This is a genomic window from Synechococcus sp. A15-44 (genome assembly GCF_014280115.1).
Classification (GTDB): domain Bacteria; phylum Cyanobacteriota; class Cyanobacteriia; order PCC-6307; family Cyanobiaceae; genus Parasynechococcus.
This window is the reverse complement of the sequence record NZ_CP047938.1, coordinates 1,638,829-1,661,703: the sequence shown is the minus strand read 5'-3', so window position 1 is coordinate 1,661,703 and position 22,875 is coordinate 1,638,829. Positions and strand designations below refer to the sequence as shown.

Below are 22,875 nucleotides of genomic sequence, written 5' to 3'. Positions count from 1 at the left end.
GGTCGCCCCTAATCGGCATCCTTTGATGGCCAAACGATCCAGCCCAACCCTGGTGAATCAGTGGTTGGCCAACCCCAGCAAAGATCTGCTCTCGGGTCTGGTGGTGGCTTTCGCGATGATTCCCGAGGCCATCGCCTTCTCGGGGATCGCTGGGGTGGACCCCAAAGTGGGCCTGTTCGGAGCCTTCTGCCTGTCGCTGACCATCGCCGTCGTGGGTGGTCGTATGGCCATGATTACCTCAGCCACGGGCTCCACCGCCCTGTTGATGACAGGCCTTGTGGCCACCGGTGAAGCCCGGGGGCCAGGCCTGGGGGTCCAGTACCTGATGGTGGCGGGGCTGGTGACGGGTCTGCTGCAGATCCTCTGGGGGTATCTGCGTCTTGCCTATCAGATGCGTTTTGTTCCCCAAGGGGTGCTGAGCGGCTTCGTCAATGCGCTGGCTTTGCTGATTTTTCAGGCCCAGTTGCCCCAGCTCGGTCTCAACCTTCACGCTGGAGATGGTGACCATGGGGCCTCGTCGTTGCTCCCCCACGGCGGCCAGATCCCCGTCGTCTGGGGCTTGGTCCTGCTGGGCCTGGTGATCATCTATGGCCTTCCCCGGATTACCAGGGTGGTGCCTTCACAGCTGGTGGCCATCATCGTGTTGACCGCGATCAGCGTGGGATTCAGCTTCGACATCCCCACGGTCAGCAGCCTCGGCACCCTTCCTGCAGGTCTGCCCTCCTTCAGCCTTCCCTTTGGTGCAGGTGGTGTTCCCTTCAATCTGGACACCCTTGGCTTGGTGCTTCCCACCGCCTTGGCCATCTCCCTTGTGGGTCTGATGGAAACCTTCCTGACCCAGGACATCCTCGACGACAAGACCGACACCACCACCAACAAAAACGTTGAGGCCCGGGGCCAGGGCATCGCCAACATCGTTTCCTCCCTGTTCGGTGGCATGGCCGGTTGTGCCCTGGTGGGTCAGTCCGTGATGAATGTGGACAACGGCGGCCGCACGCGACTGTCCACCCTGTTCTCGGGGGTGAGCCTGCTGGCGATGATCCTGCTGGCTGGGCCCTGGCTCAAGCAAATTCCGATGGCGGCTCTGGTGGCCGTGATGATCAGCATCGCTGTCAGCACTGCTGACATCAATGGTCTGCGCAACCTGCGTCGCATCCCCAAGAGCGACACCTCGGTGATGCTGATGACCTTTGCCGTCACCATGCTCACCACCCCGCACAACCTCGCCCTTGGCGTGTTGGCAGGCGTGGCGCTGGCAGGAATTCTGTTCAGCCGCAAGGTGGCCAAGGTGATTCAGGTGGAGGCCGTCGAGATCAGCGATCAGGAGCGGTTGTACCGGGTGCAGGGGCAGCTGTTTTTTGTGAGCAAGGTGTACTTCCTCCAGGGATTTGATCTTCACGACCATCCCGAGCGCATCACGATTGACCTCTCCCAAGCCCACATCTGGGACCAGAGCGGCGTGGCTGCGCTGGATCAGGTCATCCGCAAATACCGCAGCGGTGGATCTGTGGTCAGCGTGATTGGCCTGAACGAGGAAAGCCTTGATCTGTTCGAGCGGATCGGTGGTCAGGAATCAGCCCATGCATGAGCATCGGCTTGGTTGGCAAGACAGGCCCTGAGGTCTTGGCGCATCGCCATGAGCCGCTGTTGGATCTGCACGTCCTCAGGGTTGGTCTCCACGTACCGCTCGGTGACGTCGTTGCTGATGCTCATCAACAGGCAAAGGGTCTGAACATCACGTCCGGCCCGTTGCTGAGCACTCTCTAGGAGAAAGCCCAACAGCGCCATTTTGTTGTTGTAAGTCCCACGGTCAAGCTTGTCCCATGCGAGAGCACCGGGGGCTGTGATTCCAGCGATCAGTCCGGCCAAAAGGCAGGCCCAGACCTTTATTGCGGCCAGGCTGATTGCCGTGAACGTAGGTCGGATGTGGGGGATGTGCTCGGGATCTGGGACAATCCCACCCGATCTGTACCAACGCTGATGTTCCGATCCAGTTCGCGTGTTCTGATCGTTGCGTTGGCCGGGTTGTCCTCGTTCCTGGCGTCCTGCGCGTCACTGGACAGTGCAGCTGGCTCGCGTCTGGATCTTGTCAAAGCGCGAGGCGAGTTGCTTTGCGGGGTGAGCGGCAAGATTCCAGGCTTCAGTTTTCTCAGTCCTGATGGGCGTTACACCGGCCTGGATGTCGACATCTGCCGTGCCATGGCTGCTGCTTTTGTTGGTGATGCTGAGAAGGTTCAATACCGGCCCTTAACTGCGCCCGAGCGGTTCACGGCCTTGCGATCGGGTGAGATCGATCTGTTGTCTCGCAACACCACCCACACCCTCAGCCGCGATGCGGTGGGGGGCAATGGGCTGCGCTTTGGGCCTGTGGTGTTCCACGACGGACAGGGCTTGATGGTGAATGCCGCCAGCGGAGTGCGTTCGCTGGCTGACTTGAGCGGCAAGGCCATTTGCGTGGGATCGGGCACCACAACCGAGCAAAACCTCAACGACGCCTTCGCCTCCAAGGGGCATCCCTACACACCGATCAAATATCAAGATCTCAATCAGGTGGTGGGCGGCTACCTCCAGGGGCGCTGCGCAGCCATGACGTCTGATCGCTCGCAACTGGCGGCGGCACGCTCAGGGTTCAGTGATCCCCAGGCGCATCAGATCCTCGACGACCGGATCAGCAAGGAGCCCCTGGCTCCAGCAGTCGTGGGGGGGGATCAGCCCATGGGTGATGCCATGACCTGGGTGATCAATGCTCTGATCGAAGCCGAGGAACGGGGCATCACCCAAGCCAATGTTGATGCGGTGGTGAAGCAAGCCGCAGCTGACCCCTCCCAGACTGCTCTGCGGCGTTTCCTGGGGGTGGATCCAGGTCTGGGTCGCAAACTCGGACTCGCCGATGACTTTGTCGTTCAGGTGATCCGTTCCACCGGCAATTACGGCGAGATCTACAACCGCCATCTCGGACCGGACAGTGCCGTGGCGATACCCCGGGGGGCGAACCGGCTGGCCGGGGAAGGTGGTTTGATGATTTCTCCACCGTTCACCTGATGCGGCAGCGTCGTCTCCTGGTTCAGGTTGGTGTCGCCGCCCTTCTGATCGGCCTTCTGGCTCTGCTGGTCAACAATCTGGCGGTCAACCTGATTCGGACGGGCTTGGGACTGGGTTTTGGCTGGCTGGGCCGACCCGCTGGTTTTGCTCTGGCGGAAACAGCTCTCCCCTATGCCCCATCCGATAGTTACCTCTGGGCTCTGACCATCGGTTGGCTGAACAGCCTCAAGGTGATCGCGGCTGGCCTGGTCTTGGCCACCGGCCTGGGGGTGGCTGCCGGTGCAGCCCGCAGCAGCAACAACCGTCTGCTGCGCAGCCTGGCCGGGGGCTACGTGGCCTTGATTCGTCAGGTTCCTCTGCTCCTGCAGTTGCTGTTCTGGTATTTCGTTGCCTTCCTTGGCCTTCCGTCGGTGCCGATCGGTGGGTTGATCCGGCTTTCGAATCAGGGCATTCAGCTGTTGGGCCTGAACCTCAGCGTTGAATTTTGTGCGGTTCTCGTCGGGCTCACGGTATTCACGGGTGCGTCGATTGCAGAGATCGTGCGCGGTGGCATCAACGCGGTGCCGCGGGGCCAGTGGGAGGCCTTCCGCAGCCTTGGGCTTGGGGAAGGGCTTGGGCTGCGGCGGATTGTGTTGCCTCAGGCCCTGCCGGCGATTCTTCCTGCACTCACGAGCCAGTACCTCAATCTCGCCAAGAACAGCACCCTGGCCATTGCCGTGGGCTACGCCGATCTTTACGCCGTCAGTGACACCACCATCACCCAAACCGGCCGCGCCATTGAGGGCTTCCTGCTGTTGTTGCTCAGCTTTCTGCTGCTGAATTTGTTGATCAGCGGGGGCATGGCTGCCTTCAACCGTGCCGTGCTGGGTCGTCTGAACAGGAGCCGCTGATGAACCGTTGGTTGGATCGTGGGATTACCCTGCTGCTGCTGGCTCTGCTCGGATGGGCTGGCTGGTCCATGCTGCATTGGCTGCTGGTTGGGGCCGATTGGTCTGTGGTGACCACCAATCTCCCGCTGTATGCGGTGGGCAGTTTCCCTGCGGATCAACGCTGGCGTCCGTTGCTGTGGATGGCAGCACTGATCACGCTGACGCTGCTGACCCTCACTGGTCCGAAGCGTGGCTGGGTTCGCCGTTGGTTGCCGTTGGTCTGGATCGCGATGGCACCGCTGGGGCTCTGGCTGTTGGCCGGAGGTTTGGGTCTACTGCCGGTGGGGACACGCAGTTGGGGTGGGCTGACACTCACGCTGCTGCTGACGGGAGGCAGTGGTGCTGTGGCACTTCCGTTGGGGATCCTCCTGGCCCTCGGCCGGCGCAGTGAGCTGCCGGTGCTGCGTTGGAGCAGCGCCGCCTACATCGAGTTGATGCGGGCTGTGCCGTTGATTGCGGCTCTGTTCTTTGGACAACTGCTGATCCCGTTGTTCCTGCCGCCAGGCCTTGAGATCAATCGGGTTCTGCGGGCGGTTGTGGCCTTCGCCTTGTTTGCAGCGGCCTACATCGCAGAGGATGTTCGCGGAGGCCTGCAGGCGATTCCGCCCACCCAGCGGGAAGCTGCAGCCGTGCTGGGGCTGTCGCCACGCCAAGTGCTGCAATTGGTGGTGCTGCCTCAGGCGCTGCGGGTTGCACTTCCATCGCTCACCAATCAGGCGGTGGGTCTGCTGCAAAACACAAGCCTGATGGCCATTCTCGGTTTGGTGGAATTGCTGGGCATCAGCCGCAGCCTGTTGGCGAATCCTGCTTTCATCGGCCGCTATCTGGAGGTCTACCTCTGGCTTGCTGCGGTTTACTGGCTGGCGTGTACCGCCATGGCGCTGCTGGCCCGCCACCTGGAAGTTCAGCTTGACCCTGCCCGCTCCGCTTCATGACTGTCGCCATTCGTGCCACTGATCTGGTCAAGAGCTATTCCCAAGGGGTTCGAGCTCTCGATGGCGTCACCCTTGAGGTGAACAGCGGTGAAGTGCTGGTGGTGATGGGGCCTTCCGGCTCTGGCAAGAGCACGCTGATCCGTACGTTCAACGGTCTGGAGTCGTTGGATGGCGGCGCCTTGGATGTGCTTGGGGTTCGCTTGGACGCCACCCATGCAGAACGTCAGGTGCGGGAGATCCGCAAGCGCGTGGGGATGGTGTTTCAGCAGTTCAACCTTTTCCCTCACCTTTCCATCCTCGACAACATCACCCTTGCCCCGATCAAGGTGCAGCAGCGTGCCAAGGCGGCTGCCGAGCAGCGGGCGATGGATCTCCTTGACCAGATGGGCATTCGCGAGCAGGCCCACAAGTACCCGGCGCAGCTCAGCGGTGGTCAGCAGCAGCGGGTGGCGATCGCCCGGGCTCTGGCCCTGGATCCTGAGGTGATGCTCTTCGATGAGCCCACCAGTGCCTTGGATCCGGAGCGGGTGAAGGAGGTGTTGGATGCGATGCGCCAGTTGGCGAAAGGCGGCATGACGATGGTGGTGGTCACCCACGAACTGGGCTTTGCCCGTGAGGTGGCGGATCGGGTGATGTTCATGGATCGGGGCCAGGTGGTGGAGACCTCCGATCCAGAGACCTTTTTCAGCAATGCCAGGGAGGAACGCAGCCGCAGGTTCCTCAATCAGATGCAGCACTGAACGGTTTGCCCAACCGTGTGACGTGCTTCAGGCCGATTGTCGTTCTCTCCAAGCCTCAGTGGGCTTCCGGCTGTGCTTGCCCTGCCAACGGAAGTAGGCCGTCACGCAGATCAGCCAAAACGCCACAAAAGCGAGGGTCAATGCCAGTCCGTGCATCCGAAAAAAGGTCAGCACGATATGGATGGACAGGGCGACTGAGCCCCCCAACAGAAACGTATTGCTCAGAAACGATGCGACGGTTTCCCTGAAGGATTTCAACTCTGTCGCGCCACTCCAGCTCACATTACCGAGCAGCAATTGTGATGCCAGCCCCATCGTGGTTGCGGACGGACCTCCGTTGCTCCATTACAAAAAAGCCCCCCCCTTGTAGGGGAGGGCTCAAAGGGATTCAGCTGGAGGTGATGGATCCTTTGATCACTCGTCAACCTGGTCGGCAGCTTCGCTGTGCTCCGCAGCTGCACCGGTGGGGATCAGACGGATGGCTTTCTTGCCGAGCTTGATTTCGAACTCGTCACCGGGTTCGAGGTTCAGCATGGCGGTGTAAGCCTTGCCGATCAGCAGATTGCCATTGCCCTGAACTTTGGCGATGTAGCTGAGTTTGCGACCACCTTTGCCAATCGCAGCACCACCGCTGCTCAGATTCACGCCCTTGGCCTCGAGCAGGGCCTCGTAGAACGCTGTGAAATTCAGGCGATCACCACCATCTTTCCTATCGGAGACGTATCCGCAAGCTCTCACCAGATCGGATTTGGAAACATCTCCAAGTTCTTTGACCTTGGCAAGCAGCTCGGAACCGGTCAGCATTTTAAATGCGTCTCAATGGATACATAGTTCATAACTGGTTGGCTGGCTGGATGTCAATCAATCGAGCCGATATTGCCAAGGCTCAGTGCTTTGAAAGGTTGGTATCTAGGGATGCGTCTCTGTGGTCTGGTTTTTGAGACTGCTCTCCTGCGATGAAGCCTGACGGACTGATATGGAGGCTGCCTCAGTGGTTACAACCTAAGGACTCTCTGAGGCTTCACAAACGATCGTGTACTCGACACGATCATCATCAGAGCAGCAAAAATCCCCGTAGTAACGCTCGAGTTCATCGTAGGCAGCGTTGTAGCTGTCAAAGCGCAGCCTTGTCAGTCGATCTTCTGATTGATCACTGCGCACGATGCGATGGCGTGAAGCTGGTTGCATCAGCTGAATCCACGCGGCCAATCAAAAGTCAGATTAAGCCTGGGGCTGAGGCATCAGTCACCACAGCTTTCTAGGGTCGATTGATCTGATGGAGGTGTCCATTCTTCGGTTTTTGCTGGAGCTTGTGCCCTCTCTTCTGATTGGGTTCTGGGCTGGTCGACGCCATGAAACCCTGTCCACTCGCTTGGCTGCACCGCTGGTGCGGTTCGGTGTGCCGGTCAGTGTGATGGGCCTGCTGTTGAAGGGTGGCCTCAGCGGCGACATGTTGCAGGCAGCAGGTCTTGCGGTGCTCGCCATGGGCTTTGTTCTGGTGGGGGCCGCGCGCCTGCCGGGATTGGCTGAGTTGGCGTCTCCCACGCTGCGGCTTGGCAGCTGCACCGGAAACACGGCCTATTTCGGGGTTCCTCTCGCCCTGGCTTTCCTGCCCGAGGAGGCTCTGCCCATCAGCATTGGCTACGACCTCGGGGCGACACTGCTGGTCTGGAGCCTGGGACCGCTGCTGATCGGGGGGCAGGTCGATGGATCCCAGCGGTTGCGAGGGTTGCTCAGCAGTGTTGCTGGGAGTCCGGCAACCCGCGGGCTCATCGGTGCGCTGCTGGTTCAGGCGACCCCATGGTCTGCTTCGGTGGCCGATGCGCTGTGGTGGCCTTCCCGCTGCGTGATCGTGCTGGCTCTGATGGTGGTGGGCATGCGCCTGGGCAGCATTCATCGCCAGGGCATTGCGCCGGAGGCACGTCCTCTGCAGCTGATGAAGCCACTGGTGGCCAAACTCCTCCTCTATCCGTTGTTGCTTGGGCTCTTGGCGTCTCTGCTGCAGTTCAAGCCTTTGATGGTTCAGGCGGTTGCTCTGCAAGGAGCCGCGCCGACGGCAATCTCTCTTTTGCTGATTGCAGAATCTGTGGGTGCTGATCAGGAGCGGGCCGCAGGGTTGGTGTTTTGGAGCACGTTGCTGGCCTTGATCACTGCGCCTGCATGGGGCGTGCTGCTGCGCTCTCAGTTCTGAAAACGGCGAAAGGTGAGGTTGATGCGGGTGCTCTGCACTTTTCGCCGCTGAGGAACACTGTGCATCCATCGGCTCTGACAGCCCGGGTGCATCACCAGAAGGTCACCATCGGCCAACGGCAGAGACATTTTCAGGTGAGCAGTTGTGCGGTGGCGGAGCTGAAAATCCCGCGTTGCCCCGAGTGAAAGGGAGGCAATCGGAGCCCGCTGATCAATTTCCGGTTCGTCATCGGCGTGCCAACCCATGCGGTCATCGCCATGGCGATACCAATTGAGCAGGCATCCGTTGAAGTTGGTCTCACAGGCTTCATTCACCTGGTGCAGCAATGGCTTGAACCATGCAGGCCAGCCATCACCGGTGTGAATGGCACCGCTGTAGCGGTAGTGAATTCCTTCATTGGCAAGAAACACCGTCAGTCGGGGGACCGGGTGGCGCTTGCCATAGACCTGAACCACAGGCTGCTCCCACTGGAGCTGGTGTTCAAGCTGTGTTTGCCAGTGCCTGGCAAGTTCTGGCTTCAGCCAACCCCCATGCAGGGACCAGTCCGTTTCCGCTGCAGCTGGATGGGTCGTCATTCGTGACGTCGGATGACGAGGTCGGTTCGATCTCGAGACTGTCCCATACATTCGGTAGCATGGGAGCCCGAATCACCCAAGACGAATTCCTCAAGCGTGCTGTACAACGCTTTGGTGATCAGTTCGATTACAGCTTGATCCGCTGGCGGAGTTACAAGAGCCCCGTTCAAATCCGTTGCAACGCCCATCCGGTTCAACCGATCACGATCACACCGGAAAAGCATCTTCAAACCCTGGGTGGCTGCCGTCATTGCCTTCGCGAGAGACGCATCGCCTCGCTGGAGCGGGAACTCAATCGCAAATCCGCTGAGCGTCCGGATGGCGTGGCTCAGGAGCCTTCGGCCAATCTGGAACCCACTCCGAAACGACACGGTTGAGGGGGGCTGCTGCAGCCAGGCCTGATCAAGCCTTCAGACTCACCCGCTGATAGCAGAACCAGAGCCACTGCTGGAACAGAAGGTTCCGGTGGGAGCGCCAGAGGGTCTGGGGTTGGGCCGCATCGAAATTTTCGGGCGGCGGAACATCTCCGCGGGCTCGGTCGCGTTCCATTTCTCCGAGGATCCGCCCCACGTTGTATTCGGGGTGGCCGAGGTGCATCAGCTGCCGCTGATCCGGTGTCTCGAAAATGGTGTAGCCCACCTGTTCGCCATGGGCGAGCAAGCGAAGACGTCCGTCCCGTTCGGCTGCTTCCATCGCGGCATCCGGCAGCCCGGCATGTCGGCTTTGGGGGCAGACGAAATGGTCGTCCTGGGTTCCCATCAATGGATGCCCCGGGACAAGGCTGCGCATCGGGTAGATCCCGAACAGCTTCTGCTGGAAGGCCACCTTGTCGACGCCCGCAAGGTAGGCGAGGGCGAAACCGGCCCAGCACAGTCCGAGAGTGCTGGCACAGGTGCTTCTCGCTTCCTCAATCAACTGGACCAGTTCGTTCCAGTAACTGACCTGTTCAAAGGGCAGGTGTTCCACGGGGGCACCGGTGATGATCAAGCCATCCAGAGGACCCTGGGACAAGGCTTCATCCCAGCTCACATAGAGCTGGTCGAGATGGTTCTGATCCCAGCTCTTGTAGGCGTGGGAGTTGAGGCGAATCCATATCGGTTCGATCTGCAGAACCGATAGGCCCAGCGGATGCAGCAGGTTGAACTCGTACTGCTTGCCCAGCGGCATGATGTTCAAGATGCCGATCCGCAGAGGCCGGATGTCCTGGCGTTCAGCCTGTTCAGGCTCAATCCAGGAAATCCGGTTGCGTTCAACCTCCGCGATTTTGTGGTAAGTGCCAGGAAGGATCAGCGCCATGGAAGCTGGGACGTCATTCAGCTGAGAACGGCGAGGGCCTGTTCGAAGTCGGCCTTGATGTCGTCGATGTGTTCGAGTCCGACGGAGACCCGCACCATCGTGGGGGTCACGCCAGCCGAAGCTTGTTCCGCCTCACTGAGTTGCTGGTGGGTCGTGGACGCGGGGTGAATCACCAGCGTTTTGGCATCCCCCACATTCGCGAGGTGGCTGGCCAGCTTGAGGCTGTCGATGAAGCGAACCGCATCGTCGTAGCCACCGTTGAGGGAGAACATCAGCATGCATCCCATGCCACGGCCTGTCAGGTATTTCTTCGCGGCAGCGTTGTAAGGATCACTGGCCAGACCGGGATAGCTCACATGGGCGATGGCGGGGTGGTCCTGCAGCCAGGTGGCCAGGGCCATGGCGTTTTCGGTGTGGCGCTCAACGCGCAGGCTCAGGGTTTCCAGGCCCTGCAGCAGCAGGAAGCTGTTGAACGGACTGACGGCCGGCCCCCAATCCCGCAGGCCCTCCACCCGGGCCCGCAGGGCGAAGGCGATGTTGCGGTCATCGGGCAAGCCCAGCATTTTGCAGACGTCACTGCCGAAGCCAAAGGCATCCCAGTGCACCAGGCCGTGATAAGCCGCGCTGGGCTGGCTCATTAACGGGAACTTGCCGTTGCCCCAGTTGAAGGTGCCGGCGTCCACGATCACGCCCCCCAGGCTGGTGCCGTGGCCCCCGATCCACTTGGTCGCACTTTCAACAACCACATCAGCGCCGTGGTCAATTGGTCGCAGCAGAGCTCCACAGGCTCCCAGGGTGTTGTCGACGATCAAGGGGATGCCTTTCTCTTTGGCAAGCGCTGAAAGACCCTCAAAGTCGGGGATGTTGAAGCGGGGATTTCCCATCGCTTCCACGTAGAGCGCCTTGGTGTTGTCGTCGATTTGTGCTGCAAAGCTCGCAACGTCGTCGCCTTCGGCAAAGCGCACGTCGATTCCCAAGCGAGGGAACTGCACCTTGAACTGGTTGTAGGTGCCGCCGTACAGATAAGACGTTGAAACGAAGTTGTCTCCCGCCTGCATGCAGTTGGTGATCGCCAGGAACTGAGCCGACTGGCCTGATGCTGTCGCCAATGCGGCCACCCCGCCTTCGAGGGCGGCGACGCGTTTCTCGAACACGTCGGTGGTGGGATTCATCAGGCGGGTGTAGATGTTCCCGAACTCCTTCAGACCGAAGAGGTTGGCTCCGTGTTCGGCGTCATTGAAGACGTAGGAGCTGGTCTGATAGATCGGAACCGCCCGCGCGTTGGTAGCACTGTCCGGAGACTGCCCGGCGTGCAGCTGCAGGGTCTCGAAGCGGTGAGACATGGTCTTCGGCGGGGCCACTGCCCCAGTTCTAGTCGTCAGAGAGCTCGGGTTTGTCGGTTTCCGCCAAAGAAGGGAAGGTGCTGCGGATCACCGCCTGGATGTCGCGGTGCGCTTCGCTGCGGAATCCAGCCACGCCATCGGCGCTGAGCAAGGGATAAGTGCGATCACTCGCATCCACCTCGCGCAGATGCTTCCAGCGGTTGCTGCTGTCTTCTGCTTTCAGCGCAATCAGGGGCGCCTGGAAGTCGTAGGCCTTGGTGTTGCCGAGAGCAGCCACTTGGGCCGTGAGCTTTTCACGCACAGGGCTGAGGGCTTTGGCTTTCAACGTGTCGGGCAAGCCGAGCACGGGCTCGTAATGGTCGAGCAAACGGAGTTCAGCCTCCAGCAGCACAGGCCAAGCTCCGCGTTCACCCTCGCCGAGGCCCATCCCCGCCTCGGCTTCGGTCATCGCATCGAGATGGAAGCGCAGCCAGCGGTAGTAGGTCTTGTCTTTGATTGATTTCTTGGCGGCGGCCCGTCCGGTCACAATCGCCGGCAGAGCTCTTTCGGCCTTGCGCAGGAACAGGCGATCCTCCCGCTCCAAGTTCATGGCCCCCCAGCGCTGCCGGTATTCCCACAGCTCGATGTAGCGAGCCACATCTGCCTCGGACCAGCCGAGACCCTTCAGTTCATCACCGCGATGGGAGGTTTCCTTGGACACCCGCTTCCTGGATCACGCCAGGTCTCAGCGTAGGTGTCGATGCTCACCCGTTTGGTGATCTGCTGACGGGGTTGGCCTGCAGATGCTGCTCAACCGTGATGCGCTGCGGTTGGTTGTAACCCACGGGCAGCCAGAGATCACCGGCCGCTGCATTGAAGTGGATCTCCCAGTGATACAGGCCGGTGTAGGCCGCGGGGTCCTCCTTCATCAGTGAGGCGTAGAGCAGCACGGCGCGGCCGTAGTAATCGCTGTTGTTGTAGCCCCAGAGGCCGCGGCGAATGTCCTGCAGTCCGCCCCGCCTCACCAGGTAACGCGCTGCTGCCTGGATGGCGTCGTGGGGATCGCGGATGTTCCCGGCGCCAATGCCGGGTTCGGCCCAGGTGGTGGGCAGGAACTGCATCGGGCCCTGGGCATTGGCCACGGAGATGCCATCGATGCGTCCCATGCCGGTTTCCACGAGGTTCACGGCCGCCAGAACCTCCCATTCGATCCCTGTCGCTGCCTCCGCCTTGCGGTAATAGCTGAGCAGATTCGCCGCTGGTTCGGGCTGGATGATCCGCCAGGCGGGGAGCATCGTCGGTTCACGGCCGCGGCTCATGCGAACGAATTCACGCCGTGCTGCCAGGTGGCGTTCGGCCACGCTGCGCCAGCGCGGGGGTAACGCGTTAACGACCTGCTGAGATCTGGGTTGGTCCGTCGACAAGACCCGGTAGATCACCTGTTGTTGATGGCCGAGATCGGGCAGGGCCTCGGCCGCTGTGGCGGGATCCCTCAGCGCCTGTTCAACGGCCGCCAGCAGTGTTGCCAGCTCGGCTGGCTCAGCTGGCACAAGGGGGTACTGCCGGCCGTCTTTGGTTGTCGGTTGGCTGGCCTGGGCAGGAAGCAGCACAGGCGCCTTCGCCATTGGCTCAGTCACCACTGGCTCAGACATCACTGGCTTGGCAACAGCTTGCTGGGACACAACCGCTTCGGCTGATGCCTGCGGCTGTTTTGGTCTCAGCCACAGCCCTGTCAGCAGGCTTGCCGTGACGGCCGAGACAATCAGCAAGTTGCGGCTGCGCATTTGAGGCCGAGGCGCTCTGCTGACCCTAACGGTGCGGTTCAGGCCGCCAGGAACGTGCTGCGGTCGTGAAAGTCCGGCTTCTGGCCGTGGCAGAGGGCCCAATGGCTCTGACCCTCTTGCCCGCGATCGATCACAGCCGTCAGCGCCAGGTCTGGGCAGACATCTGGTGTCCACCAGGGCTCCAGAGAAATCCGGGCGTCGAGCCGCAGTTGGTGCAACCCGCGTTGCAGCCGCACCGTTGGGGGTGTGCTCAGCTCCTGTTGCGTTTGTCCACTGCGGTAGCCATCGAAGCGATAGAGCGCCCAATCGCCATTGGCCGCCAGATTCACTTCCCAATAACGCTGCTCTCCGGGGGCAGCGATGAATGCTTCGAAGCAGGTGGTGGTCCAGAGCTCATCTTTGCGCTGCCCCTGTTGGGGCCCGTCGTTCAGTTCCTCCGGCAGCTTCAGGACACCAATGCCCTTGGCCGCGCGAGCCAGAACCCCGTAGCTGAGTTCCAGCCAACCCTCGCGCCTCCACACCAGCTCAGCGCTGATCTGGACCCCCGCTGGAATGGACTGTTCAAAGGGAATCAGGCGGCAGCCCTGGCGCAGCATCACGGCAGAACGCGCCATCTCAGAGGCTTGGACTTGGCTGCTGCTTCAGCCGCGCTACCAGGTGCTCCAGCGCGTTGAACTGCTGCTCAATTGCTTCTGTGAGTCGGAACTGCACCAGGGCCCGTTGCAAGTTGTGCCCGGGTCGATCGCAGCGGAAATACACATCGCCCTCCAAGTGATCCGTGAGAAAGCGCAGGCCAAGCTCCAGGGGGATCAGGCGGATGCAGTGGGGCAGATAGTGCAGGTCCCAGTCACTCAGAAACCCACCCGCAACGGTCAGGTAGCCCGTCAGGATCGCCTCACAGAGCTCCATGTCAAAGCTCACATCGTCGAGGCAGAGGGTTTCCTCACCGGCTGGATTGCAGCAGGAGCGCACACAGTCCCCGATGTCGTAATGAATGAGCCCCGGTTTGACGGTGTCCAGATCGATCAGACCGATCGCCTGGCCGCTGGCCTCGTCGATCATCACGTTGTTGATCTTGGGGTCCCCATGGATGGGGCGGTGATGGAGTTCACCGCGTTTGAGTGCTGCTTCCAGCACATCGATGCCCTGGCGACGTGCCTGGATGAACGCGCAGGCGTCACGCTCGGCAGGTTCCAGGCGGTCTGGGGCCGGGGCGATCGCATCGAAGCGTTGGAGGTAGGCCGGCGTGACATGGAAATTCTCGAGGGTGTCCGCCAGTTGATCGGTAGGCAGATCGCTGATCAGGTGGTGGAACATTCCCAGCCCGTATCCCACTTCCTGGGCGTGGGCACTGTCCCGGATGACGTCGCTGGTGGTCGCCGCACCGATGTACGTGATTGAGCGCCAGAACTCTCCATTCTGTTCGATCCAGGGGGAGGCCTCTCGCCGACAGGGAACCACCCTGGGCACTTCCCAGCGCCGCCCCTTCAGTTGTGGGGGTGGAGAGGCGAGACGGCGTTCCATGTGCTCACCCAGGGCCTGCAGGTTCTGCATCACCAGGTCAGGCCGATCGAACACGTTTGTGTTCAGGCGTTGCATCACGAAGGCACCGTCCTGCCCCTCATGGGTCACAAGGAAGGTTTCGTTGACGTTGCCCGAGCCAAGGGAGCGAATGGCTTTGATCCCCTCGCGAGGATGGAAGCGATCGGCGATGGCTTCCAGCGCCTCGGTCATGAACGGTCGCATGGGTCTAACACGGCACCTTGCCGCTCTTCCGGTGCTCTGCCCCGTTCAGGTGTGCAGAACCACAGCCGACTCAGGCCTCAAGCTGGCTTTCGATCACATCCATGAGCTCCAGGTAGGCCGGCGTTCCGGTCTCACTGTTCTCGTTGAGAGCCATCTTTCTGCCCATGGCCTGATTGGCGTTGTCAGCAATCACGGCGTTCACCACGAGGTCGAGGGCTTTGGGCACATCGAGGTTTTGCAGCGCTTCGGCGTAGCGACGGCTGTGGCTGGGGCGCACGGATTCCTGGCAGTAGCTGGAGAGTTCCCGGCTTTCCGTCATCACTTGGTAGGCGGTGTCCTTCACGCCCGCCCGACCGTAAATCGCCATGTAAAGCAGATTCACCATGGAGGCGTCATGGGCAGGAATCCCGTATTTGCGGGCGATCTGAGGCCAATACCGCAGTGATTTCAGACCCTCCAGTCCGCCTTTGCGCAGGCCTGCGGCTTCACACCACTGTTCCAACTCCTCCATGGAGTGGGGGCAGCGGCCCTGCTCTCGCATCGCCTCGGCCATCACTTGTCCGGCCTGGAAATTGCGAGTGGGACTGCCGGAGACCGGCAGCATCATGCTGCCGCGCACATCAGCCACCATCGCCGTGAGCTGGCTGAAGGTGTGGTCCCGCACCCGTTCGAAGTCGCCATCGCGCACCAGGGTGGATTCAATCCTGGGGACGGCGTAGCCCAGTTCCGTGAGGGGAAAGGGTTGACGGTGGTAAAGCCGTTGTCGGTCCGGGCGTGCCATGGACACGGTGGCCGCCTGATCCAGGCACTGGTTGAGCAGCAGGGTCAGCAGCGTCGGCAACACGCCTGGGTTGTCCTGATGGAAGCCGTAGCCGAAGCCGGCGAACACCGAGGCCATGTTTTTGGCGGCTTTGATGAACTGCCCCTCCACGTTGTGAACACCGGCGGAGACCTGGATGTTGGGGGAAAGCTGATCCATCAGCTGGGCCCCCAACATGGCCGTCAGGGCATTGGGATGGCAGAAGTTGGCCGTGAAGCTGTCGAAGGGGTTGCGCAGCGCTCCATGGCGGTGAAAGCCGGAGAAGAAGGCGAGCTCGGGCTGTTGTTCGCACAGCACATAGGCGCTGTTGCTGATCGGGTCATGGCTGAAGGATCCCGCCAGGCAAGCCAGCACCACCTGCTCTCGATGGAGCTCCTGGCGCAACCGACAGGCTTCCTGGAGGTCCTCTTCGATGTGATTGCTGTTGGCGCTCAGCACTACGAGTTCACAGCGCTGGATCAGATCGCTCAGGCTGTTGGCAACCAGCTCACCGCCGCTGCGGTGTCCGCCCATCTCGAGCACGCTCTCGACGTGCTCGTCGTCCATGGACGCGATTGTCTCTTTGGGGAAGGCTCCCAGCAGGTCCCGTCCCGGGCGAGGGGCCAGCAGCAGACGTCCTTCGGCGTTCTGCATGGCGCAGTTGTAAGCCAGGGAGGCCGGATACAGGCCGACGCTGTAGAACCCCACCTTGCCGATCGCCAGCTCCTGCACGCGCCGGCGGATTGCGCCGGCGTCCAGGCTCTGATCGAAAAAGGAATTGCGCATGCCGGCAAGCCTAAGCAGCGTTCCCGATGAGGCTGCTCACAACAGACAAACGCCATTCCCTTGGTGATGCGGAGTTGGAAGCATCGAGCAGGGCGGGAAATTAAATGAAAGAAAGGCGTGAAATTCAACGGCAATTGAATGATTCAAAGGCCCATGATTGTTCTGTAATTCGGGTTGGATCGTGTTCGCTCATTGAGAGCCTGGATGTTGGGATAAGCGGAGAGGTCTTCGTTGGGATAGAAAATGGGGAGATAGCCGAGGTATGCATTGACTGCGCAGTCTGCTGCGGTCCAGCAATCCCCCACCAGAAACTGTTTCTTGGCGTAGATGTCATTCAGCGTTGCCATCAGCCTGGGGAACTCCCGCTCCTTATTGGAGGGAACGAACAAAGCAATTGCCAGTGTGGAGTTGGCGAAAAGAATCCACTGGCTGATCGAGGCTCGTGTTGCGGCGTCATGGACTTCGTTGGCGTAATTCTCAGACAAATACTGAAGAATGGCGCCCGATTCAAACAGCACTATACCATTGCTGTCGTCTTTGAGGGCAGGCAGTTTGCCGAAAGGATTGACCTCCAGGTAGCTCGCTGCAAGGTTTTGACGAGCTGCCAGGTCAATATTGACGTATTCGTAAGAAATTCCTTTTTCTGCTAAATACCATTTCGGAATTGAAACACGGGTCTTGGGGCCGCCGTAGAGATAAAGCGTCATCGCTGACTATTAACTTTCTCTATGCTATCCATTGGAATGAACCAGTGTCGTTGCGTTGTGCAAGCTCTGGTGGGGTTTGATGTCAATGTTGCCCGCAATTTGGATGCATTGTTGGACGCATTGATGGGGATCCCGTTGTGTTGGACATGTGACATGTCAATCCTTTGCTTCGGCGTGCACGCAAAAACATCTGGTCGATAGCGGCCTGATGTGGCAGGGCGGGCGTCATCACGGGCAGGCCCGGTTCAAACACGCTGTAATGCGATCAAACCATTGCCTATAGGCCTGTGACCAGCCGTGAACTGCTGATGGCGTACCGCTGGCCCGCTGCGGTTGTGTTGTCCAGCTTGGTTCTGGCGGTCACTGCCGCCAAGTTGTTGAGTCGGCCCATCCCCATCGCGATCAAGGGTGGGTTGCAGGTCGACAAGTTGGTGCTTCCGCCCAATGTCACCATCCGATCCGACAGCCCTTTGCCGGTCGTGGTGCAGGAGCAGGTGACCATCGGCGGCGATGTGCCGCTGGCGATTGAAGGTCCTGTGTCGGTGAAATCGATTGCGGGGGCTGTGACGGTCAATGCCGATGCACGGGTCACCGGGGTGGAAGGGCAGGTGTCTGTCACGGCTGACGACCCGCTGGATGTGCGAGCCGATGTGTCTGTCGACAACAAAGTCACCATCGGCGGCAAGGTCGACATCCAGGGCAAGGTGAAGCCGACCTTGCTTCCTGTTCCGGGACTCTGATCAGCGGTTGCGGGGGGCCGCGCCGCTGCCAATGGTCAGCCCCTGCTCCCAGCGGTTGAGTTGCCGCAGTGCCAGGGCCGAAATGGCGGCGGTGACCAAGCCGGTGCTGCTCCAGCCGCTGCCCTGCTGGATGCCCACAAGCACGGCGGATCCCCAGAGCAGGGCCCAGGCCCAGGGGCGTGCCGCACGAATCCGCTTCAGCGCCGACGAGCAGCTGCTGCAATGGATGGTGTGGCTGTTGTATCGATCCATCAGCGCCGTGGTGCTTTGCCTTGGAGGTAGGGGTTGTCCTGCAAAGGGCTCACCGCCGTTGGCGTTCAACCAGCGATGCAGAGCCGCCACGTAGACATCTGCCGTTGTGGGCATGAAAAAACTGCGTTCCACGGCGGGGCTGCCGCCGGCTCGCTCCAGCACCCGCTCCTGCCAGTGCAGGAACACCTGATCGTCTTCCAGCACCTTGTGATTGCCGATGTGTTGCAACCAGCGGGGCCTTAATCCGATCAGCAGCCGGGGGACGGCGGATTGGAACTGGAAGGGGAAGCGGGCGAAGAGGCGGCACTCGCCGCGGCGAATCGGAACGGCGTAGACCACCGTGAGAATTCGACCGAAGCCCTTGGCGGTGAGGTCATGCCACATCAGCTGCGGGGCATGAAAGGTGGTGGATTGGGCGCCGAGTTTGCCCCGACGCGGCCCCTCCTCCCAGTGGGCCGTGAAGCCGCTGGCGTCTTCCCCCGTGATGGAAGCTTCCACCGGCGCGGCGTTCTCCCGTTTGCCGACGGTCTTGTGGTGGGTGAAGGGAACGTGGCTCACATCCAGCACGTTCTCCAGCAGGGTCACGGCATCCATCGGCAGATCCCTGAAGGTGTCCTGCACCGTCCAGCTGTCGGGGTTCTCCTCCAGGGCTGGCACCAGGGGGAGCTGACTGGGGTCTGCGGCATCGGGGGCTCCCATCCACACGAACAGCAGCCCCTGCCCCGTGGCTGTGGGAAGGCTGGCGCAGCGGGATCGACGGTTGTTGGGCTGGGTGTTCTCGAGAGCCTGCGGCACGCGCTGGCACTGGCCGCCGCCGTCGAAACTCCAGCCGTGATAGGGGCATTCAAGTAGCCCTTCCTCGTTGATCCGCCCTTCGCTGAGGGGCACCAAACGATGGGGGCAGACATCCGGGAAGACCCGCCAGCTCGATGCGGCGCGATCCCACCAGATCACCAGATCCCGTTCCAGCAGTGTGAACCGGCTCGGCTGATTGGGGTCGAGGTCCTGCACATAACTGATCGGCCACCAATGTTCGGTCCAGGTGGGGTGCATGGCAGGAGCATCAAGGCCGTCATGTTCGCTGGCCGGATGGCTTGGCTGTGGTGTTTCGCTTGTCATCCGTGCTTCTGACTGCCTTCCCCCACTGGACTTCTTACGGGTTTGGCACTAATCAGTTGCGCGATGAAAGTGCACCGCTGTTCCGTCGGCTGCAGCGACCTCCCCTGAACCTCCATGCCCCGTTTGACGCCCGACCAGTTGCTGCAGGAACTCACCGGTGCTGAGGATCTGCTGATCGTGCAGGACCTGGACGGCGTCTGCATGCAACTGGTGAAGGATCCACTGACGCGGCGCATGGACCCGTCCTATGTGGATGCGGTCGCCGATCTGGATGGTCAATTCGCTGTGTTGACCAACGGTGAGCATGAAGGGCGGCGCGGGGTGAACCGCCTCGTGGAGCAGGCCCTGGGAAATTCCGATCTCCCTAGACATGAGGGCCGTTATCTGCCAGGCCTGGCGGCTGGAGGGGTGCAGCTGCAGGATCGCTTTGGCGACTTGAGCCACCCCGGGGTCTCGCCGGCGGAAATGGCGTTCCTCGCTGCAGCCCCCACCCGAATGGAAGCTCTATTGATGGAGCGATTGCCCGGCCTGCTGCCGCAGCTGGGGGTGGATGATCTGGCCGAGGTGGCCAAAGCCGCGGTGTTGGACACCCAGGTGTCACCCACCATCAATCTCAACGGGATTTTTGAACTTGTCCTCGCTGATGTCAGCACTCAGCAGGCCCTGCAGATGATGCTCTCGGAGCTGATGCATCAGTTGCTTGCTGAGGCGGCAGGCCAGGGCCTGGAGGAATCGTTTTTCCTGCATGTGGCTCCCAACCTGGGCCGTGATGCGCAAGGTCAGGAACGGATCAAGCCCGCTGCTGCAGGTGATGTGGGAACCACCGACATTCAATTCATGCTCACCGGCTCCATCAAGGAGGCCGGCCTTCTGGTGCTGCTCAATCAGCACATCCAGCGCCGTTGGGGTGAATCTCCCTTGGGTGAGACGTTCAATGTGCGAACGGCTCCCCACGATCCCGAAGCGCTGTTGGCGTTGGTGCAGCAGTGCATCCCCGCGGAACGGATGCCGTTGCTGGTGGGTGTGGGAGACACGGTCACATCCACGGCATCGGCTGATGGCACGGGCTGGTTACGGGGTGGGAGTGATCGCGGTTTCCTCAACCTGCTGCAGGACCTCGGTGCCTGGTGCGGTCGATCCAATCGCGTTGTCCTTGTTGACAGCAGCCATGGAGAGGTGGATCGCCCCAGCCATGCCGATGGGACTTTGCGAGGCATCACCGATCCGGAGGATCCCCTGCGGATTGACGCGCTCATGCCCGATGGCCCGGAGCAGTACATCGCCTGGTTCCGTCAGCTTTCTGAGCGTCGCCGGGTGGGTTGATCAGCTGCGGAGCAGCGGGAGCATCCGTTTCTTTCGCCAGGACATGGTCTGTCTGGAAGAATCAGCCTCATCCGCGTGGAGCCGGTGGCTGTTGTTGTGACCGTTTTCCCGCCCCTGAAGCGCGGACAGCTCACAACGTTGCAGGTCAATCTCGGCTACCGCTGCAACCAGAGTTGTGCCCACTGCCATGTCAATGCAGGGCCCACCCGCACCGAGATGATGAGTGCGGATCTGCTGGCGTTGATTCCGCAGATCCTTGAACGGCATTCCATTTCCTGCCTCGATCTCACGGGGGGAGCACCGGAGTTGCACCCGGGTTTTCGCGCGTTGGTGCGCCAGGCACGTTCACGCGGCACCACCGTGATTGACCGCTGCAATCTCACGATCCTCAGCGAACCCGGTCAGGACGATCTGGCTGAATTCCTGGCGGAGCAGGGCGTTTGCATCACCGCCTCCCTGCCCTGTTACAGCGCCGAGAACGTTGACCAACAGAGGGGCGATGGCGTGTTTGAGCGCAGCATCAGCGGACTGCGACAGCTCAATGCCCTGGGCTATGGAACGGGTGATCCAAACCGGCAGCTGGATCTCGTCTACAACCCGCTGGGTCCGGTTCTGCCTCCTCCCCAGCAAGCCTTGGAGGCGGATTACAAGAAGGTCTTGGGCGGGTTGGGGATTCGCTTCGATCGTCTGCTCACGTTGGCGAACATGCCCATCCAACGTTTCGCCAAGCAACTGGAACGCAGTGGCGATTTGCCGCGTTATCAGACCCTTCTGGAGGACGCGCACAACCCGGACAATCTGGGGGCGGTGATGTGCCGTCAGCTGATCAGTGTGGATTGGCAGGGCCATCTCTACGACTGTGATTTCAATCAGCAGCTCGGCCTGCCCTGCCCCGGTGAGGTGCGTCACCTTCGTGATCTGATCCAGCTTGAGGCTGTTCCACTGGATCAGCCCATCCACACGGCCCCGCATTGTTTTGGCTGCACCGCTGGCGCCGGCTCAAGTTGTGGCGGGGCGCTTCAGGGCTGATCAGCGCGTTATGGGCATAGTGGGTGGATCTGTTGACAGGCCATCCCGTTGCAACGCATCTGTTTTGCCATCGCCGCGTTGATGCTCACGGCAACAACGGCCATGGCCGGATCCCACGGCAAGCCCAAGCAGGCGATGTTCAAAACGCAGGCTGAAGCTGAGGCGGCGGCCCCAGGTTTTGGCTGCACCGGTGCCCACCAGATGGGCAAAATGTGGATGGTCTGCGATAAGCACGGTGATGCCGACCACCACGGGGCTCACTGATTCATGAGTGAAGGCGGGCATTGCGGCAGCAAGCCGAAGCGGATCGCGATCGGCGTGGCTCCCCTCGGCACCATCTCCATCGGCATCGTGCCGATGGGAGTGATCTGCATCGGTGTTGTGCCGATGGGTGTGGTTTCGATTGGTGTGGTGGCGATGGGCGTGATCAATGCCGCCATCGTCGGGATGGGATTGGTGGCGGTTGGTGTGAACACCATGGGGGTGATCACGGCCGGCCCGATGAGCATGGGCTTGATTCAGATCCGCTCCACCACCAACCCCCGCTATCTGGCCTATCCCAGTCGCGAAGAGGCGGAAGAACAGGCGCGCCAATTGGGTTGTGAGGGTGTGCATCGCATGGGCGATCGCTACTGGATGCCCTGCAACGAGCATCCTCAGTAAGCAGCCCGTGCGTCTGCTTCACAAAAGCTTCGGAAGACTTCTGTTGCTCGCGCCTTTTCAGAGGCTGTGCTGCTGGCTTCAGTGTGCGAAACAGGGCGCATCTGATGTCACCATCGTCGCCACGCCAACGTCTTCAAACCCTGCTCAGTGCCCGATGGTTGGAGATGGGTGAAGTGTCATTGATGCATCACCGCCAGGTTCAGATCTTGCTGAACACTTTGAGACGGGAAAAGGAACTGGTGTCCGTTCAGCTGATCGAGCTTCTGGTGGCTGATCTCTACGACAAGGAATTTCGTGCCGAATGATTCAGGTGTTGCGATCTATCCCTGACATTTGGGGCAGATCGCACGCACGTTCAGGCTCGACTCAATCAACTGAAAACCAACATTGGCTGCTGCTGCAGCTCCTGCTGCCAGCACGGGTTCACTTTCGAATTCCTCGGTACGGCCGCAGCGGATGCACACCACGTGGTGATGTTGGCGGTGATCGTCAACGGCGAGCTCAAAGCGTCGCCCCCCTTCACTGAGCTCCAGTTCCTGGAGTAGCCCCATATCGGCCAGCAGGCGCAGGGTGCGATACACCGTTGCCAGAGACACCTTCATCTCAAGGGCCGCCAGCTGCTGGTGCACCTCTTCGGCACTGAGGTGGCAGCCGGACCCACAGCGCTCGAACAGCTCAAGAACCCGTTTGCGCTGCGGGGTCAGACGGCGACCGTCCTGATGCAGCCCCTGCTGCAGGGTGATGTCCGTTGCGGCTGGCGCGGAGGACGATGTCACAGCTTCTCCTCGCTCATTCTCAAGAGTAGGCCTTAATGAGAGTGCTGTCTTGCCCTCAGGATCAGGTCCTTCGTCGGATCCCAACGGTTGCCGATGAGGACGATGAACGTTGGTGATAGCG

27 protein-coding genes are annotated in these 22,875 nt (G+C 60.9%); 13 read left to right on the top strand and 14 right to left on the bottom strand.

What is annotated here, in order from left to right; translation table 11 throughout:
- The first annotated feature begins 25 nt into the window (after positions 1 to 25).
- Complete coding sequence (locus tag SynA1544_RS09380) at positions 26 to 1,588, top strand: SulP family inorganic anion transporter (protein WP_186513185.1); 1,563 nt, start codon at positions 26 to 28, stop codon at positions 1,586 to 1,588.
- Here SynA1544_RS09380 and SynA1544_RS09375 read toward each other — a convergent pair.
- Positions 1,567 to 1,788 carry a hypothetical protein gene (locus SynA1544_RS09375; RefSeq protein ID WP_255477566.1) on the bottom strand — a complete coding sequence of 74 codons (222 nt, stop codon included), beginning with the start codon at positions 1,786 to 1,788 and terminating at the stop codon, positions 1,567 to 1,569. The genes SynA1544_RS09380 and SynA1544_RS09375 overlap by 22 nt on opposite strands.
- Before the next feature lie 192 nt (positions 1,789 to 1,980).
- On the opposite strand from SynA1544_RS09375, the gene SynA1544_RS09370 reads away from it, so the two are divergent.
- From SynA1544_RS09370 to SynA1544_RS09355, 4 genes are read left to right on the top strand one after another with little or no spacing between them, the layout of a single operon-like run.
- Positions 1,981 to 3,042, top strand: coding sequence for an amino acid ABC transporter substrate-binding protein (locus SynA1544_RS09370; RefSeq protein WP_186513184.1), 1,062 nt, complete (start codon positions 1,981 to 1,983; stop codon positions 3,040 to 3,042).
- Positions 3,042 to 3,932, top strand: a complete 891-nt coding sequence (locus SynA1544_RS09365; RefSeq protein ID WP_186513180.1) for an ABC transporter permease subunit — start codon at positions 3,042 to 3,044, stop codon at positions 3,930 to 3,932. Before SynA1544_RS09370 ends, SynA1544_RS09365 begins: the two co-directional genes overlap by 1 nt.
- The gene (locus SynA1544_RS09360; RefSeq protein ID WP_186513178.1) at positions 3,932 to 4,906 is read left to right on the top strand and encodes an amino acid ABC transporter permease; all 975 of its coding nucleotides are present in this window, start codon (positions 3,932 to 3,934) and stop codon (positions 4,904 to 4,906) included. Before SynA1544_RS09365 ends, SynA1544_RS09360 begins: the two co-directional genes overlap by 1 nt.
- The gene (locus SynA1544_RS09355; RefSeq protein ID WP_186497476.1) at positions 4,903 to 5,646 is read left to right on the top strand and encodes an amino acid ABC transporter ATP-binding protein; all 744 of its coding nucleotides are present in this window, start codon (positions 4,903 to 4,905) and stop codon (positions 5,644 to 5,646) included. The genes SynA1544_RS09360 and SynA1544_RS09355 overlap by 4 nt, the downstream gene beginning before the upstream one ends.
- Before the next feature lie 27 nt (positions 5,647 to 5,673).
- On the opposite strand, the gene SynA1544_RS09350 is transcribed toward SynA1544_RS09355, so the two are convergent.
- Entirely contained in the window at positions 5,674 to 5,961 is a 288-nt protein-coding gene (locus tag SynA1544_RS09350; RefSeq protein ID WP_186513176.1) for a hypothetical protein, read from the bottom strand.
- Positions 5,962 to 6,060: 99 nt separating this feature from the next.
- Positions 6,061 to 6,450 carry an AbrB family transcriptional regulator gene (locus SynA1544_RS09345; RefSeq protein WP_186513174.1) on the bottom strand — a complete coding sequence of 130 codons (390 nt, stop codon included), beginning with the start codon at positions 6,448 to 6,450 and terminating at the stop codon, positions 6,061 to 6,063.
- A gap of 472 nt (positions 6,451 to 6,922) precedes the next feature.
- Between SynA1544_RS09345 and SynA1544_RS09340 the strand changes: the two genes are divergently transcribed.
- Entirely contained in the window at positions 6,923 to 7,837 is a 915-nt protein-coding gene (locus SynA1544_RS09340; RefSeq protein WP_186513173.1) for an AEC family transporter, read from the top strand.
- On the opposite strand, the gene SynA1544_RS09335 is transcribed toward SynA1544_RS09340, so the two are convergent.
- Positions 7,828 to 8,412: an alpha-ketoglutarate-dependent dioxygenase AlkB gene (locus SynA1544_RS09335; RefSeq protein WP_186513172.1), complete on the bottom strand. Its 585-nt coding sequence runs from the start codon at positions 8,410 to 8,412 to the stop codon at positions 7,828 to 7,830. The two genes, SynA1544_RS09340 and SynA1544_RS09335, sit on opposite strands and share 10 nt — an antisense overlap.
- Before the next feature lie 59 nt (positions 8,413 to 8,471).
- On the opposite strand from SynA1544_RS09335, the gene SynA1544_RS09330 reads away from it, so the two are divergent.
- Positions 8,472 to 8,789: a hypothetical protein gene (locus SynA1544_RS09330; protein ID WP_186513171.1), complete on the top strand. Its 318-nt coding sequence runs from the start codon at positions 8,472 to 8,474 to the stop codon at positions 8,787 to 8,789.
- A gap of 25 nt (positions 8,790 to 8,814) precedes the next feature.
- Here the strand turns inward: SynA1544_RS09330 and SynA1544_RS09325 are convergent, their stop codons facing one another.
- The 8 genes from SynA1544_RS09325 to SynA1544_RS09290 form a co-directional block, all read right to left on the bottom strand.
- Positions 8,815 to 9,708: a homoserine O-succinyltransferase gene (locus SynA1544_RS09325; protein WP_186513170.1), complete on the bottom strand. Its 894-nt coding sequence runs from the start codon at positions 9,706 to 9,708 to the stop codon at positions 8,815 to 8,817.
- A gap of 17 nt (positions 9,709 to 9,725) precedes the next feature.
- A complete protein-coding gene (locus tag SynA1544_RS09320; protein ID WP_114988009.1) occupies positions 9,726 to 11,051 on the bottom strand; it encodes an O-acetylhomoserine aminocarboxypropyltransferase/cysteine synthase family protein in 1,326 nt (441 codons plus the stop codon).
- A 28-nt stretch (positions 11,052 to 11,079) separates the two neighbouring features.
- Entirely contained in the window at positions 11,080 to 11,751 is a 672-nt protein-coding gene (locus tag SynA1544_RS09315; protein ID WP_186513169.1) for a hypothetical protein, read from the bottom strand.
- Between the two features lie 43 nt (positions 11,752 to 11,794).
- The gene (locus tag SynA1544_RS09310; RefSeq protein ID WP_186513168.1) at positions 11,795 to 12,814 is read right to left on the bottom strand and encodes a lytic transglycosylase domain-containing protein; all 1,020 of its coding nucleotides are present in this window, start codon (positions 12,812 to 12,814) and stop codon (positions 11,795 to 11,797) included.
- Positions 12,815 to 12,852: 38 nt separating this feature from the next.
- Positions 12,853 to 13,428 (bottom strand): DOMON-like domain-containing protein, encoded by a 576-nt coding sequence (locus tag SynA1544_RS09305; RefSeq protein ID WP_186513167.1) that lies wholly within the window; start codon positions 13,426 to 13,428, stop codon positions 12,853 to 12,855.
- 1 nt (position 13,429) lies between these two features.
- The gene (locus SynA1544_RS09300) at positions 13,430 to 14,560 is read right to left on the bottom strand and encodes a phosphotransferase enzyme family protein (protein WP_255477565.1); all 1,131 of its coding nucleotides are present in this window, start codon (positions 14,558 to 14,560) and stop codon (positions 13,430 to 13,432) included.
- A 70-nt stretch (positions 14,561 to 14,630) separates the two neighbouring features.
- On the bottom strand, positions 14,631 to 16,145 hold the full coding sequence (locus SynA1544_RS09295) for a hypothetical protein (protein ID WP_186513166.1): 1,515 nt from the start codon (positions 16,143 to 16,145) through the stop codon (positions 14,631 to 14,633).
- 143 nt (positions 16,146 to 16,288) lie between these two features.
- Positions 16,289 to 16,852 carry a glutathione S-transferase family protein gene (locus SynA1544_RS09290; protein WP_186513165.1) on the bottom strand — a complete coding sequence of 188 codons (564 nt, stop codon included), beginning with the start codon at positions 16,850 to 16,852 and terminating at the stop codon, positions 16,289 to 16,291.
- Positions 16,853 to 17,139: 287 nt separating this feature from the next.
- Between SynA1544_RS09290 and SynA1544_RS09285 the strand changes: the two genes are divergently transcribed.
- Entirely contained in the window at positions 17,140 to 17,592 is a 453-nt protein-coding gene (locus SynA1544_RS09285; RefSeq protein ID WP_255477564.1) for a hypothetical protein, read from the top strand.
- Here the strand turns inward: SynA1544_RS09285 and SynA1544_RS09280 are convergent, their stop codons facing one another.
- A complete protein-coding gene (locus SynA1544_RS09280) occupies positions 17,593 to 18,897 on the bottom strand; it encodes a Rieske 2Fe-2S domain-containing protein (protein ID WP_186515530.1) in 1,305 nt (434 codons plus the stop codon). It lies immediately after the preceding gene.
- Between the two features lie 180 nt (positions 18,898 to 19,077).
- Here SynA1544_RS09280 and stpA point away from each other — a divergent pair, with 180 nt between their 5' ends.
- The 5 genes from stpA (at position 19,078) to SynA1544_RS09255 (ending at position 22,283) form a co-directional block, all read left to right on the top strand.
- On the top strand, positions 19,078 to 20,286 hold the full coding sequence (gene stpA / locus SynA1544_RS09275) for a glucosylglycerol 3-phosphatase (protein WP_186513163.1): 1,209 nt from the start codon (positions 19,078 to 19,080) through the stop codon (positions 20,284 to 20,286).
- 75 nt (positions 20,287 to 20,361) lie between these two features.
- Positions 20,362 to 21,315 carry an arsenosugar biosynthesis radical SAM (seleno)protein ArsS gene (gene arsS / locus SynA1544_RS09270; RefSeq protein ID WP_186513161.1) on the top strand — a complete coding sequence of 318 codons (954 nt, stop codon included), beginning with the start codon at positions 20,362 to 20,364 and terminating at the stop codon, positions 21,313 to 21,315.
- Positions 21,316 to 21,363: 48 nt separating this feature from the next.
- Positions 21,364 to 21,579 carry a DUF3721 domain-containing protein gene (locus tag SynA1544_RS09265; protein WP_255477558.1) on the top strand — a complete coding sequence of 72 codons (216 nt, stop codon included), beginning with the start codon at positions 21,364 to 21,366 and terminating at the stop codon, positions 21,577 to 21,579.
- 3 nt (positions 21,580 to 21,582) lie between these two features.
- Entirely contained in the window at positions 21,583 to 21,978 is a 396-nt protein-coding gene (locus tag SynA1544_RS09260; protein ID WP_186513159.1) for a hypothetical protein, read from the top strand.
- A gap of 104 nt (positions 21,979 to 22,082) precedes the next feature.
- Entirely contained in the window at positions 22,083 to 22,283 is a 201-nt protein-coding gene (locus tag SynA1544_RS09255) for a hypothetical protein (RefSeq protein WP_006850862.1), read from the top strand.
- A 15-nt stretch (positions 22,284 to 22,298) separates the two neighbouring features.
- Here SynA1544_RS09255 and SynA1544_RS09250 read toward each other — a convergent pair whose 3' ends face one another.
- Positions 22,299 to 22,754, bottom strand: a complete 456-nt coding sequence (locus SynA1544_RS09250) for a Fur family transcriptional regulator (RefSeq protein WP_186513158.1) — start codon at positions 22,752 to 22,754, stop codon at positions 22,299 to 22,301.
- Positions 22,755 to 22,875 lie beyond the last annotated feature (121 nt).